The following is a 15,204-nucleotide window of genomic DNA, read 5'->3' as shown; positions in this document are numbered from 1 at the left end:
CTCATTGCTTTTCTTAATTTATTAAAGCATAACCCCAACAATAATCGCTGATAATATACTTACTAACGTTGCACCGTATACAAGTTTTAGTCCGAATGATGATACAACATTTGCTTGTTTGCCATCGATACTCTTTGTTGCACCTGCGATAATTCCGATAGATGAGAAGTTCGCAAATGATACAAGGAAGATAGATAAAATACCTACTGTACGAGTTGATAAATCACCAGCTACTTTTCCAAGGTCAAGCATTGCAACGAATTCGTTCGTTACTAATTTTGTTGCCATAATTTGTCCCGCTGCTAGCATCTCTGATGTTGGAATACCCATTACGAATGCTAATGGTGAGAAGATATATCCTAAAATGCTTTGGAATGTGATTCCGAAAATTGAATCGAATACACCGTTAATTGCTGTAATTAATGCTACGAAACCGATTAACATCGCCGCTACTGTTACAGCGATAGAGAAACCAAGCATAATATATTCGCCTAACATTTCAAAGAATGTTTGTTTCTTATCTTCTTGTAATTCTAAAATATCGTCTTCTTCTTTCACTTCATATGGATTGATAATATGAACGATAATGAATCCACTAAATAAGTTTAATACAAGTGCTGTTACTACATATTTTGGATCAATCATTTTCATATAAGAACCGACGATTGACATTGATACTGTTGACATTGAAGATGCACAAAGTGTGTATAAACGATTTTTCGGTAATTTGCTTAATTGATCTTTTACTGTAATAAATACTTCACCTTGACCAACAATTGCAGCTGCTACCGCATTATATGATTCTAGTTTTCCTAAACCGTTAATTTTACTTAGTACGAAACCGACTGCACGAATGATAATCGGTAAAACTTTAATATGTTGCAAGATCCCAATTAATACCGCTAAGAAAATAATCGGTAATAATACTGTTAAGAAGAATGGTGCTTGTCCATCGTTCGCTAAACCACCAAATACGAAATTAACCCCAGCTTCCGCAAATTTTAAAATAGCGCCAAATCCATCTGCAATCCCTTTTACTAATACAAATCCGACCTTTGTATTTAATAAGAAATACGCAAGTACCAATTGAATGACAAGCATAAGTGCAATTGGCTTATATTTAATTTTCTTACGATCTGAACTTATAAGGAAACCTAGTACAAACACTACAAGTAAACCAACTAGAAACATTACTATTTTCATATGTGAATCCTCCACTTCTCCCACGAGTTATTGGTCGTATAACGTATAACGAATGACGTCTGACCATTGATGTTAAAAAAAATTTAAAACCCCTAAATACTATTCAACTGTTATCTAAAATCAGTAAGCGTTTACATAAATTGCAATTTATAAAAGGTAGCCTCTTCTCTCCTACCGTATTAAAAGTCTGAAATTGATACCACCTACAAATCAAATTGTAAGCGTTATCTAGAAGAAATGCAATATAAATTTTAAAAGATTTTCATATGTTAATATATTCCTAATTAATTGGTTTTTTTATGTAATTTAACCATAAAAAACGGCCCTAGCTATGAGCTAGAACCATCCTTTTTTATCCCGCATTAACTGGCAGTAAGATCCCACCTCAAAATGCAGCGAAAGCAAAGAAGTTAGGTGAGGGATCAACTGCCCGTAAATGCCCGATTGGTTCAACTAATAATCACTGGGGGATGAAGCCCCCCACTGATTAAAGTTTCACTTTATAGCATAACACCAACGATAATCGCTGATAATATACTTACTAATGTCGCACCATACACAAGGCGTAAACCGAATGATGATACAACATTTGATTGGTTTTCATCGATACCTTTCGTTGCACCTGCGATAATTCCAATTGATGAGAAGTTCGCAAATGATACAAGGAATACAGAAAGAATACCTACTGTACGAGCTGATAAATCACCAGCTACTTTGCCAAGATCAAGCATCGCAACAAACTCGTTTGATACTAATTTTGTTGCCATAATTTGTCCCGCTGTTACCATCTCTGCTTGCGGGATACCCATTACGAATGCTAATGGTGAGAAAATATATCCTAAAATAGCTTGGAATGTAATACCGAAAACTGAATCAAACAAGCTATTGATTGCTGTAATTAATGCTACGAAACCAAGTAACATTGCTGCTACCGTAATTGCAATCGTGAAACCAAGCATAATATATTCGCTTAACATTTCAAAGAATGATTGCTTTTTCTTATTTTCTAACTTCAGTGTATCTTCTTCTTCCGTAATATCGTACGGGTTAATAATATGAATAATAATGAAACCACTAAATAAATTTAATACAAGTGCTGTTACTACATATTTTGGCTCGATCATTTTCATATAAGAACCAACGATTGACATCGATACTGTTGACATTGAAGATGCACATAATGTATATAAACGATGTTTTGGGATTTTACTTAATTGATCTTTTACTGTAATAAATACTTCCGCTTGTCCAACAATTGCAGCTGCTACTGCATTATATGATTCTAATTTCCCTAAACCATTTACTTTACTTAACAAAGTACCAATAGCACGAATAAATATCGGTAAAATCTTAAAGTGTTGTAGAATTCCGATTAATACTGCGAAGAATACGATTGGTAATAATGCAGTTAAGAAGAATGAAACTTCTCCTTTATTAACAAGGCCACCAAATACGAAAACGATTCCAGCTTCCGCATACCCAAGAAGTGCGCCAAACCCATCTGAAATTCCTTTTACTAAAATATAACCCACTTGCGTATTTAATAAGAAATACGATAATGCTAACTGAATTACAAGCATGAGTGCGATTGGTTTATACTTAATCTTCTTTCGATCGGCACTTATAAGAAAACCTAGTACGAATACAACGAGTAATCCTACAAGAAACATAACAAACTTCATTAATAAAATCCTCCATTTAACTCTTCATTAACGTTGAACGTCTGACCATTCAAAACAAGAAATAATCCGAACTTTCCATTTCTCCACCAAAACACTTTACTGGATATGAAAAATCATAAAACCTCTTGTATCAAAGGCATTTTCCATTCTATCATAAATCCCAACTCATATCCGCACTTTTCTAAAAAAAATTACATTTTAATATAAAACCCTCATTAATGTTCGTCTTTTGCCCCTTTCTCCTATTTTATAGCTACACAAAAAACGAGCATCAAATTTCACTGATGCTCGTTCCATCTTTTATCCGCTATTTGCCGGGCAGTAAAACTCCCACTGATTAAAGTTTCACTTTATTATACAGCTTTTTCTTTCTCTGCTACTTCCGGCTTATCCCAACACTCTGTATTGTTCAACCCTGGAATAGACTCCGCATAAAAGACTGGATCTTTTCCTTGTTTCTTTTGCTTTACGTAATCTGATAACGCTGCGAAGGCGTACTTTGAAAGGAATACAATTGCCACTAAGTTAATAACAGCCATAATCCCCATAAATAAATCTGCTAAGTCCCAAACGATTTGAATTGTTGCTACAGACCCTAACATAACCATACCAAGTACAGCAATGCGGTATGCCGTTAATAACACTTTACTTCCATTTAAGAACTCAATATTTGTTTCACCATAGTAATAGTTACCTACTAATGAGCTGAATGCAAACAAGAAGATTGCAACCGCTACAAATACAGATGCCCACGGTCCGATATGTTGGCTTAACGCTTGTTGCGTTAATTGAATTCCATTTAAATCAGCTGCACCAGGTACATCAGATAATAAAATGATGAACGCTGTACAACTACAAATTAATAATGTATCTGTAAATACCCCTAAAGTTTGAATGAAACCTTGTTTAACTGGGTGCGTTACGTTCGCAGTCGCTGCTGCGTTCGGTGCACTACCCATACCAGCTTCATTTGAGAATAATCCACGTTTTACTCCTAGTAAAATCGCAGCTCCTAGTCCCCCACCAACTACTTCTTTAATTCCGAATGCATGTAAGAAGATTTCTTTAAATACATACGGAATTGCCGTAATGTTTGTTACAACAACGAATAATGCAACTGCTACATATATAATTGCCATTACCGGAACAATCATTTCAACTGCACGTGCAATTCGCTTAACCCCACCGAAAATAATAATTGCAAGTAAACCAGCCATAAACAGACCTACAAGTCTACTATCCATTTTAAATGCGCCATCAAAAGCTGCCGCTACTGTGTTTGACTGCACTGCATTAAAAATCAATCCGAAACTCACTGTTATTAGAACAGAGAAAACAACACCTAACCAGCGTTTCTTTAAACCCTTTTCCATATAATACGCTGGGCCCCCACGGAATGCGTTCCCATCTTTTACTTTATAAATTTGCGCTAATGTGCTCTCTACAAACGCAGAAGCACCCCCAATTACCGCAATTAACCACATCCAAAATACAGCACCTGGACCACCTGCTGAGATTGCAATAGCTACACCAGCTAAGTTACCAGTACCTACACGAGAAGCTGTACTCATACAAAATGCTTGGAATGATGATACACCGCTTTTTTCTTTTTGCGCTTTTCTTGTCTTTGAACTCGCCCCGTCCCCAAGTAGGCGAATCATTTCTCCGAAGTAGCGAATTTGGACGAATTTCACACGAAATGAAAAATAGAGTCCTAATCCAATTAACATCGCAATAATAATATATGACCAAAGGACATTATTTACATCCCCAATTACTTTAGCTAAAAAATCCATAATCGAATTGCCCCCTCTTCCTAACAATAAGAAAATTATATTCTAAAAACTTTTAGTAATCAAGAACTTTATGTTAGGTTTTATGACATGGATAAGTTATATTCCTTAACATATATATGTTTTTCACTTAAAACTATAGCCAATACGTGCATTTATCCACTACTCAATCACTCATCCTATTCGACCAATCATACTTTTAAGACAGTACGTTACCTACAAATAACGAGAGAAATGAACAAACAAAAATTATATTAATAATTACCTTTCACCCTTCTCATCATTTACTGCAACAAAAAAGGCGAGCATCGAATTCCTCTCGATGCTCGCCTTTTCTTATACCGCTTTTTCTTTATCCGTTACCGTTGGCTTATCCCAACACTCTGTGTTCGTTAAACCCGGAATAGAATCTGCACTGAATACTGGATCTTTCCCTTGTTTCTTTTGCTTTACATAGTCTGCCAACGCAGCATACGCAAATCGCCCAAGAAGTGTAATCGCAATTAAGTTTGTAATTACCATTAGACCCATAAATAAATCTGCCATGTTCCATACGACTTTAAGCGTCGCAACAGAACCGAATAATACCATTGCAACTACCGCAATACGGTAAATTGTTAACCAAGCTTTACTTTGTTTAATGAATTCAATATTCGTTTCACCATAATAGTAGTTTCCTAGAAGTGAACTAAATGCAAATAAGAAAATAATAATCGCTAAGAAGCTACTTGCCCACGGGCCGATTTGTGAACTTAATGCATTTTGTGTTAATTCAATACCTTCTAAATTCGTTGCTTTATATGCACCAGAACATAATACGATAAAAGCTGTTGATGTACATACTAAAAATGTATCTACTAAAACCCCGATTGTTTGAATAAAACCTTGTTTCGCTGGATGCGTTACATCAGCTGTTGCTGCCGCATTCGGCGCACTACCCATACCTGCTTCGTTCGCAAATAATCCGCGCTGAATACCAAATTTCATTGCAGCACCGATACCGCCACCTACAGCTGAATCTAAACCGAATGCACCTTTAAAGATTTCTGTAAATACATCTGGTATTAAATAGAAGTTTTTAATAACAACGAAAATAGCTACTGCAATATAAATAAGTGCCATTGGAGGAACAATCATTTCTGACATACGCGCAATACTTTTCACACCGCCAAAAATAATAACCGCAACTAATACCGCTAATACAATCCCAACAACATAACGCTCTAAACCGAATGCATTTTCAAATGCTAACGTAACTGTATTTGCTTGTACTGAGTTGAAAATTAACCCGTAACTAATTGTGATTAGAATAGAGAACCAAATTCCCATCCAACGTTTATTTAAACCTTTTTCCATATAATAAGCAGGACCACCACGGAAGCCACTGCCATCTTTTATTTTATAAATTTGCGCAAGCGTACTTTCCACGAAACTTGAAGACGCCCCGATAATCGCAATAACCCACATCCAAAATACAGCTCCTGGTCCTCCCATAGAAATAGCTAGCGCTACACCAGCTAAGTTTCCGATACCGATACGAGCTGCTGAACTCATACAGAACGCTTGGAAAGAAGATACGCTACCCTTTTTACGTGTCTTACCAGTTAGTCCATCACTCATTAATCGAACCATTTCTCCTAAATGAGTAATTTGTACGAATTTTAATTTAATAGAAAAATAAAGCCCTAAACCAATTAGCATTGCAATAAGAACATATGACCAAAGAATCGTATTCGTTGATGAAACGAATTGATCTAAAATATTCATACAATTAACCCCTCCTTTTCTCCATAAATCGAATTATATTCAAAAAATATTCAAAAATCAACATTTTTCGACACCTTGCGACTTCCAAATATTAGGTTACTCTACATAAATACATCGTTCTTTTATGACTCCACTTTCAGTAGCTGTGCATACTAAAACAAAAAATAATTTCATAAACAACACCATTGACAAAAATATATAACTGTAACTATAATGGTTACATCAGGTTGTAACTAACCTAATTACATTACATTCATTCATTTCAGATATACACTTTAACAAAACACTTTGGAGGGATTTATTATGAAAATCGGAATCATTGGAGCAACTGGTAAAGCTGGAAGCCGTATTTTAAAAGAAGCATTAGATCGTGGACATGAAGTTACTGCAATTGTAAGAAATGCTGCAAAAATTACAGAAGAAAATGTAAAAGTTTTAGAGAAAGATGTATTCACTCTTACATCTAACGATCTACAAGCATTCGATGTAGTTGTAAATGCATTCGGTGCTCCAGCAGGACAAGAACACCTTCACGTAGATGCAGGAAATGTACTGATTGAAGCTGTGAAAGGTGCACCAAATACAAAATTACTTGTAGTTGGCGGAGCTGGAAGCTTATTTGTAGACGAAGAGAAAACAACACGTGTATTTGATACACCAGGTTTCCCGGACGAATACCTTGCAACAGCTCAAAACCAAGGTAAAAACTTAGAAATCTTGCAACAAACAAATGACATCACTTGGACATTCATCAGCCCTTCTGCACTATTCGCATTAGGAAAACGCACTGGCTCTTACACAGCTGGTAAAGACAATCTTCTTGTTAACTCAAAAGGCGATAGCTATGTAAGTTACGAAGACTTCGCAGTAGCAGCACTTGATGAAATCGAAAATCCAAAACATGTGAACGAACGCTTCACAGTAGTTTCTGAAGCTGAATAATAAGAAAAAGCTCGTAAAACATAATGTTTTACGAGCTTTTTTATTTTTAAGCTTTTACCTCTTGTATACCTTCTATTCTTTCGAAACCTTGTTTCGTAATTTTAAAGAATACGTCATGTATACCATACTCAAATAACATACCATTAAATTGTTCTGTCAATGCTTTCGTATTTTCCATTCCTTCTAATCCATGTATATAAAAAGCATCGGCAAATGCCAATGCTTTTTATACTATCTTTTAATTTGATTTGGTTTATGTGGTTCGTTTGGAGTATACGGTTTATTCGGTTTCTGTGGTCCTTCAGACTTTTTCCAACTCACCGCTAATTCCGGACTTGTTTTCTCTTCACTACGTTCTAATAATACAACCGCATTTTGAATCGTCGGTGTTCCTTTATGCGCAATCCCTTGTAATTTCGTTAAATTTCCTGATACTTTAAAGCTAAATCCACCTGCTGGTGTTTGTTTTGGAATTAAAATGCGGAACTTTTCTCCTACATTAAATTCATTTTTTGCTTCGCCTTTTTCATTTACAAATTTCACACCAGCTGGTGCACCTGTTGCTTGCACTTTATACGTTCCGCTTTTTGCATTCGTTTCTACTGTATATAAACCTGTTTCAAAGAAATCATTTTTCAATACTGCTTCTTGTTCTTCTGTAGGAGTTACACTCATCGTAATTTCTTGTAACTCTTCACTCGCATTTGCCTTTGCAACTATGTCTTTCGTTACTTTCTCTACGTTTTTATTACGGAAATCTAAATCGTTAATATCGATTTGTTTTAATGCATTCCATACTGCAAGCTGTGTTGCGTAATGTGCTTCTCTCCAATCGGAAACGCCTAATTCTTGCGGACTCTTTTGTGGATATCCATTTAATAGTACACGGTATACGTTAATATCCACTTTTCCCATTTCCGGTAAATCTTGACCACTTGGAGATTTCAAATCTACATTTAAGCAAAATGCAATTTTTCCATCTGCCGTTTTAATAAGCTCTGTTCGGATTGGTCTTTTCTTTGACTTACTATAACTCCAATCCATTTCATACTTTGTATGGTCCATAACTTCTGCAAATGCTTTTTGAAGTGGGAATAATACAAATAAGACACTTAAAAACACAGCTAAAAGTTTGAACGATTGCTTTATATTCATGTTCACAGCCCCTTAATAACAAACTTAATACTAAGTAGTATTTAATTAGAAAATATTTTTATGCACACAAAAAAAGAGTGCAATAAAAGCACTCTTTTTTCTTTCCTACTTTAATCTTAGAAATCGAAGTTATCAGGATCTGGACCAACGCGGTGATTTTGGTTTAATGCATCGATTTTTTCCATATCTTCTTTTGTTAATTCGAAGTTAAATACATCAGCATTTGCAATAATACGGTGTTCTTTCGTTGATTTTGGAATTGTAATTACTCCATTTTGTAAGTCCCAACGTAAAATAACTTGCGCTGTTGTTTTGCCGTGTTTATCAGCAATTTCTTGTAATGTTTCGTTATCTAATAATTGACCTTGCATAAGTGGTGACCATGCTTCCATTTGAATACCTTGTTCTTTACAGAAAGCTTGTAATTCTTTTTGTGTTAAACGAGGGTGATATTCTACTTGGTTAATCATTGGCTTAATTTCTGCATCTTTCATTACATCTTGTAAGTGATGGATTTGGAAGTTACTTACGCCAATTGCACGTACACGCTCTTCTTTATAAAGTGTTTCTAGCGCTTTCCATGTATCTTTATATTTTCCTTCTACAGGCCAGTGAACAAGGTATAAATCTAAATAATCTAATTCTAATTTTTTTAAGCTCTCTTCATATGCAGCAATTGTTTCGTCATATCCTTGATCTGCGTTCCATACTTTTGAAGTGATAAATAATTCTTCTCTTGAAATACCAGTCGCTTCAATACCTGCACGGATTCCTTCACCTACAGCTTTTTCATTTCCGTAAATTGCAGCTGTATCGATGCTACGGTATCCTGCTTTAATCGCTGATTTAATTGCTTCTACAAGTTCTGGTCCTTCTTCTACTTTAAATACACCTAAACCGAACCAAGGCATTTCTACACCATTATTTAATACTGTTTTACTTTGTAAGTTTTTCATTTTATTTTCTCTCCTTTTATTTTACTTGATCTCTTTTTTCTAATGTCATACTCCATGCTGTTAAAATAACAGCACCTACTACCATAAGGCCGCCTACCCAAGCAGTATGGATTAACCCTAACGAATTCGTTACAAGGCCACCTATATAAGAACCTAAAGCGATTCCTCCGTTAAATGCGGCAATATTAATTGCTGAAGCAACATCAACCGCACTTGGAACAAAGCGCTCTGCCAATATAACTACATATACTTGTAGCCCCGGAACATTCATAAACGCGAATAGTCCCATGAAAATAATTGTGATTAATCCAGCTACTTTAAACGGCGCTGTAAATGTTAAAACAAATAATATAATCGCTTGAATAAGGAACATGTAGAATAGCGCTCGAATTGGATTATGATTCGATAATTTTCCGCCGACCATATTCCCTATCGCAATGGCGATTCCATACACTAATAAAATGATGGTAACGGTACTTGCTTCAAATCCTGTTACTTCTTGTAATAACGGTGATAAATACGTAAATGTTACGAATGTACCGCCGTATCCTAGTGCAGTAATAATGAAAACAAGTAACAGTCTTCCATTTTTAATTAGTTTAAATTGATCACGAAACGATACAGGTACACCATTTTTTAAATTAGATGGGACGAGTATACTATTTGCGATGAAAGCAATAATTCCAATTACAACGATCGCCATAAATGACGCTCTCCAGCCAAACTCTTGACCGATAAATGTTCCAATTGGCACACCAGTAATAGTCGCGACTGTTAATCCAGTAAACATAATCGCAATTGCGCTAGCACGTTTATTCTCTGGTACGATTGCAGCCGCAATTGTAGATCCTATCGACATAAACACACCGTGTGCAAATGCAGCTACAATCCTTGCGATAATTAATACAGTGAAGCTTGTTGCTACCGCCGCAATGCCATTACCAATAATGAAAATAACCATAATCCACATTAATAATGTCTTTCGTGACATACGAGCCGTTAACGCTGTTAAAACAGGAGCTCCTACTGCCGCTCCTAACGCATATAAGGAAACCGTTAAACCAGCTGTTGTAACCGAGACATTTAAATCTTTTGAAATAGATGGTAGTAAACCGACACTAATAAACTCGGTCGTACCAATCCCAAACGCACTAATTGCTAGTGCTAATAAAGCAAACATACTTCTTCGATTCGTCTGAACTTCCGAAGATGGTACTGTATATGAACTCAATTGAATTCCTCCTTATTACAAGAAATCCAATCATAATAGTATGATAAAAGGGCCCTTCTATCTTCTAAAACATATATTTCATACTTACAAATGCTATTATGAATGGTTTCATTCTTTTTTTGAAGAACGCACTTTAAAGTACGATAGGCACCAAAAAGTAACATAGTCACTTTTCAGTACCGTACTACTCATTTGCCTCTTACATGTGCTATTATGAAACATATTTAACATAATAAAAAGTACGTACTTTAAAGTGCTATAGGTACTAAAAAGTAACATTTATATTATTTAACTTACTTTGCTCACAAAAGGAGGGTTTCATATGAAGAAATACAATATTCCTGTAGAGGCGACTTTAGAAGTTATCGGCGGCAAATGGAAAGTTGTTATTCTTTGTCACTTAACGAAAGGTACAAAGAGAACGAGTGAACTAAAACGCTCAATGCCTGGTATTACACAAAAAATGTTAACGCAGCAATTACGTGAATTAGAAGACGACGGCGTTATTCAAAGAAAAGTATACAATCAAGTCCCACCAAAAGTAGAATATTCTCTTACTGATTACGGTTGGTCTTTAGAATCGATTCTTGATTCTCTTTGTTCTTGGGGCGAATGCCATCTTGAAAAAGAAGGTAACACATCGATGCTAATTGCGGAAGGTGAATAATAGGAAAAAGGAAAAAACGAACATGAATTTGTTCGTTTTTTCCTTTTTTTCTATATATATATGTACATTTCTAACTGAAACAAAATATTTTATACGCTTTCATACCTTGTCAGCACTACGTTATACACTCAATATCAAATAATTAGGAATCATTTTTATGTTAACATAGGTGTATATAGTATATAATATAGGATATATATTATATACACTTTCCGGTAACGGAGCTTTTCCATTATGCGGACAAGCCATATATCGGACAGTTCATAAATAATAAGTAAGACGTTATGGTTTTAGATTTATGTTTGCAGCTTAGTTGCTGTCATAAATTTAAAGGCATTTTATTGTGTTTTGTGAAACTTTGTATAAAGTTTCGTAAACGGTTACTATCTTACTTATAAAAAATAAGAGTATTGCTATCGTAAAGGAGAATTGGAGATGCCAGAAACTATGACTCAAACAAAGCCAGAACAAGAAACTGTACAAATTTCTGCTAGCCAAGGACAACTTGATGTACTTGATCAGTTGTTAAAACCTGAGGTACAAGAATCATTAACAACACTAGTAGAACAGCTTCCAAAATTAACTGAGCTTGTTAACATTTTAACTAAGTCTTATGACTTTGCTCAAACTGTTGCTACTGATGAAGTATTAAAAAGCGACACTGTTGGTGCAATCACAGAGCTTGTAGAGCCTGTAAAAGATACAGTGAAAAGCATGGCTGCAACTGCAATCGAAGCGAAAGATCGTGCTGACGAAAGCAACGAAGTTATCGGCCTATTCGGTCTATTAAAATTACTAAAAGACCCACAAGCACAAAAAATGTTCCGCTTTGTGAACGCATATCTTCAAATTAGTGCAGAACGTAACAATAAATAATTTAACTTATAACAACAATTAGTAAAGACGGGGGATATCATACTATGTCAAAACAAATTGTCATCTTAGGCGCTGGTTATGGCGGTCTTCTTGCCGCTTTAAACGTACGTAAATTTTACAGCAAATCAGAAGCACAAGTTACAGTGATTAACCAATACCCAACACACCAAATCATCACTGAACTACATCGCCTTGCAGCTGGTAACGTTGCTGAGCAAGCAATTGCAATGCCACTTACAAAGCTTTTCAAAGGTAAAGATATCGATCTTAAAATCGCAACAGTTGAGTCATTCTCAGTTGATAGCAAAGAAATCAAACTAGCTGGTGGCACTACATTATCTTACGATGCACTTGTAGTTGCTTTAGGAAGTAAAACTGCTTACTTCGGTATTCCAGGACTAGAAGAAAACAGCATGGTATTAAAATCTGCTGCTGATGCAAACAAAATCTACAAACACGTTGAAGACCGTATTCGTGAATACGCGAAAACGAAAAACGAAGCTGATGCTACAATCGTAATCGGTGGTGGCGGATTAACTGGCGTTGAGCTAGTTGGTGAGCTTGCTGACATTATGCCTAAACTTGCAAAAAGCCACGGCGTAAATCCAAAAGAAGTTAAACTTCTTCTTGTTGAAGCAGGTCCAAAAATCCTTCCAGTATTACCAGACCACTTAATCGAACGTGCAACTACTAGCCTAGAAGCACGCGGTGTTACATTCTTAACTGGTCTTCCTGTAACAAACGTTGCTGGCAATGAAATCGACTTAAAAGACGGTCAAAAACTTGTTGCTAACACATTCGTTTGGACAGGCGGCGTACAAGGTAACCCATTAATCGGTGAATCAGGTCTTGAAGTAAACCGTGGTCGTGCAACAGTTGATGCATACCTACAATCTACTTCTCATAAAGACGTATTCGTTGCTGGAGACAGCGCTGTTGTCTTCGCTCCAGACGGACGTCCATACCCACCAACTGCACAAATCGCTTGGCAAATGGGTGAGTTAATTGGATACAACTTATACGCAGCACTAGAAGGCAAAGCATTCGAAGAGTTCGCACCTGTAAACTCTGGAACACTTGCTAGTCTAGGACGTAAAGATGCTGTTGCTACAATTGGAGCAAGCAATACTCCACTTAAAGGCTTACCAGCATCATTAATGAAAGAAGCAAGTAACGTTCGTTACTTATCACACATTAAAGGTCTATTCAGCTTAGCTTACTAATCTGAATATAAGCCCGAATCATGCCCGGCATGGTTCGGGCTATTTTTATCCGTAATATTCTCTACTTACTTATATTCGGCAAAGAGATACTATAACCCTTTTTAATTATCTAAATATACTGACTTTTTTGTGTCGGAATTGTGTATATGAAAAGAGTGAAAGCATCTTTCTTACTTCCACTCTTCCACAAAAATTATTATCCCAATTTCACTAAGCTGTAGTTCTTCTTCCCTTTACGAATAATAATAAATCTTCCATCAAATGAATTTTCTACAGTAACATCCGTACCTACATCCGTTACTTTCTCACCATTCATAGAAATCGCACCGTTATTAATGTCTTCACGAGCTTGACGTCTAGATGGTTCAATCCCTAAATCAACTAGCCACTCTACAATATTTTTCGTCTCTTTGGAAGACTGGAATGTCGGCATCTCTTTAAAGCCTTGTTCAATTTCATCAGCTGTTAACGATTTAATATCTCCGCTAAATAATGCCGAGGTAATTTTCACAGCTTGCAATAATGCCTCTTCTCCATGAACGAATTTCGTCATTTCTTCGCCTAACACTTTTTGCGCTTCACGTTTATGAGGCTCGGCTTCTACCTTCGTTGCCAATTCATCAATTCGCTCTTTCGCTAAGAATGTAAAGTATTTCAAGTATTTAATTACATCACGATCATCTGTATTCACCCAGAACTGGTAAAATTCAAATGGCGTTGTTTTTTCAGCATCAAGCCAAACCGCACCACCTGCTGATTTTCCAAATTTCGTACCGTCTGATTTTAATAATAACGGAATTGTTAGTCCAAATACTTTCGCCTCATGCCCTTCTAACTTACGAATTAAATCTAACCCGCTCGTAATATTTCCCCATTGGTCACTACCACCAATTTGCAGTTGAACATCTTCTTTCGTGTATAAATGATGGAAATCCATCGCTTGCAAGATTTGGTACGTGAATTCTGTAAAAGAAATGCCTGTATCTAAACGACTTGCTACAATATCCTTCGCTAACATGCTATTGATGCTAAAGTTTTTCCCGTAATCACGTAAAAACTCAATAATGTTTATTTCATGTGTCCAGTCGTAGTTATTTACCATCTTCACTTCGCTATTTCCGCCGAAATCAAATAGCTTTTTCATTTGCGCTGTTAACGCATCTACATTATGCTGCACTACTTCTAAAGTTTGCAGTTGACGCTCTGATTGACGTCCACTTGGATCACCAATTGTTCCTGTTGCCCCGCCAATTAAAATAACCGGATGATGACCAGCTAATTGGAATCTCTTCATCATCATAAACGGAATCAAATGTCCGATATGCATACTATCACCAGTCGGATCAACTCCGCAGTATAGTGAAATCTTTTTCTCTTCTACTAACTTACGTAAACCTTCTTCATCCGTCTGTTGATTCACAGCACCGCGCCATTCTAATTCATCAATAATATTCATCTTTTGTCATCCCCTTTATTTTTTAAAAACAAAAAAGCCCCTATGTCTATGACATAGGGACGATTATTCACCGTGTTACCACCCAGTTTGCATAAATAGCATAGCTATTCATACCACTCTTAGCAATAATATCGATTGCTACTCCGCTTAGCGTTACCTAAGATACTCCAGAGTGTAATTCACAAGTTTGTTTGTGCTAGGTTCCAGCAATCCCTAGCTCTCTTTGATAACAGTGACAAACTGCTACTGGGCT

At 36.1% G+C, this 15,204-nt stretch carries 13 protein-coding genes and 1 other annotated feature (1 of these 14 only partly in view); of the genes, 4 read left to right on the top strand and 9 right to left on the bottom strand.

The window, feature by feature from the left end; genetic code table 11:
- Positions 1–21: 21 nt before the first annotated feature.
- From JDS98_RS21480 to JDS98_RS21465, 4 genes are all read right to left on the bottom strand, one after another.
- A complete protein-coding gene (locus JDS98_RS21480) occupies positions 22–1,203 on the bottom strand; it encodes a NupC/NupG family nucleoside CNT transporter (protein ID WP_000706852.1) in 1,182 nt (393 codons plus the stop codon).
- 500 nt (positions 1,204–1,703) lie between these two features.
- Positions 1,704–2,885, bottom strand: a complete 1,182-nt coding sequence (locus tag JDS98_RS21475; RefSeq protein WP_000673857.1) for a NupC/NupG family nucleoside CNT transporter — start codon at positions 2,883–2,885, stop codon at positions 1,704–1,706.
- Positions 2,886–3,238: 353 nt separating this feature from the next.
- Complete coding sequence (locus tag JDS98_RS21470) at positions 3,239–4,681, bottom strand: alanine/glycine:cation symporter family protein (protein WP_000346395.1); 1,443 nt, start codon at positions 4,679–4,681, stop codon at positions 3,239–3,241.
- 333 nt (positions 4,682–5,014) lie between these two features.
- Entirely contained in the window at positions 5,015–6,445 is a 1,431-nt protein-coding gene (locus JDS98_RS21465; RefSeq protein ID WP_001022883.1) for an alanine/glycine:cation symporter family protein, read from the bottom strand.
- A gap of 303 nt (positions 6,446–6,748) precedes the next feature.
- Between JDS98_RS21465 and JDS98_RS21460 the strand changes: the two genes are divergently transcribed.
- Positions 6,749–7,387 carry an NAD(P)-dependent oxidoreductase gene (locus JDS98_RS21460; protein ID WP_098637282.1) on the top strand — a complete coding sequence of 213 codons (639 nt, stop codon included), beginning with the start codon at positions 6,749–6,751 and terminating at the stop codon, positions 7,385–7,387.
- Positions 7,388–7,433: 46 nt separating this feature from the next.
- On the opposite strand, the gene JDS98_RS21455 is transcribed toward JDS98_RS21460, so the two are convergent.
- The 4 genes from JDS98_RS21455 to JDS98_RS21440 form a co-directional block, all read right to left on the bottom strand.
- Complete coding sequence (locus JDS98_RS21455) at positions 7,434–7,565, bottom strand: enterotoxin (RefSeq protein WP_097957450.1); 132 nt, start codon at positions 7,563–7,565, stop codon at positions 7,434–7,436.
- A gap of 53 nt (positions 7,566–7,618) precedes the next feature.
- Entirely contained in the window at positions 7,619–8,542 is a 924-nt protein-coding gene (locus tag JDS98_RS21450) for a thioester domain-containing protein (protein ID WP_001022548.1), read from the bottom strand.
- A 116-nt stretch (positions 8,543–8,658) separates the two neighbouring features.
- Positions 8,659–9,498, bottom strand: a complete 840-nt coding sequence (locus JDS98_RS21445) for an aldo/keto reductase (protein ID WP_000793554.1) — start codon at positions 9,496–9,498, stop codon at positions 8,659–8,661.
- A gap of 16 nt (positions 9,499–9,514) precedes the next feature.
- A complete protein-coding gene (locus JDS98_RS21440) occupies positions 9,515–10,678 on the bottom strand; it encodes an MFS transporter (protein WP_176518743.1) in 1,164 nt (387 codons plus the stop codon).
- A gap of 373 nt (positions 10,679–11,051) precedes the next feature.
- Between JDS98_RS21440 and JDS98_RS21435 the strand changes: the two genes are divergently transcribed.
- The 3 genes from JDS98_RS21435 to JDS98_RS21425 all read left to right on the top strand — a co-directional run bounded on the left by JDS98_RS21435 (position 11,052) and on the right by JDS98_RS21425 (position 13,495).
- Entirely contained in the window at positions 11,052–11,396 is a 345-nt protein-coding gene (locus tag JDS98_RS21435; protein ID WP_000760481.1) for a winged helix-turn-helix transcriptional regulator, read from the top strand.
- A gap of 435 nt (positions 11,397–11,831) precedes the next feature.
- Positions 11,832–12,272: a DUF1641 domain-containing protein gene (locus JDS98_RS21430; RefSeq protein ID WP_001115309.1), complete on the top strand. Its 441-nt coding sequence runs from the start codon at positions 11,832–11,834 to the stop codon at positions 12,270–12,272.
- Between the two features lie 44 nt (positions 12,273–12,316).
- Positions 12,317–13,495: an NAD(P)/FAD-dependent oxidoreductase gene (locus JDS98_RS21425; RefSeq protein ID WP_000043190.1), complete on the top strand. Its 1,179-nt coding sequence runs from the start codon at positions 12,317–12,319 to the stop codon at positions 13,493–13,495.
- Positions 13,496–13,691: 196 nt separating this feature from the next.
- Here the strand turns inward: JDS98_RS21425 and tyrS are convergent, their stop codons facing one another.
- Positions 13,692–14,951, bottom strand: coding sequence for a tyrosine--tRNA ligase (gene tyrS, locus JDS98_RS21420; protein WP_097837641.1), 1,260 nt, complete (start codon positions 14,949–14,951; stop codon positions 13,692–13,694).
- A gap of 52 nt (positions 14,952–15,003) precedes the next feature.
- Positions 15,004–15,204, bottom strand: a binding site (T-box leader) (it continues 16 nt past the right edge of the window).

This window comes from Bacillus cereus group sp. N11 (genome assembly GCF_016483605.1).
GTDB classification, from domain to species: Bacteria; Bacillota; Bacilli; order Bacillales; family Bacillaceae_G; genus Bacillus_A; species Bacillus_A toyonensis.
Note: the sequence above shows the minus strand (reverse complement) of the source record. Positions and strands in the feature narration are given on the sequence as shown.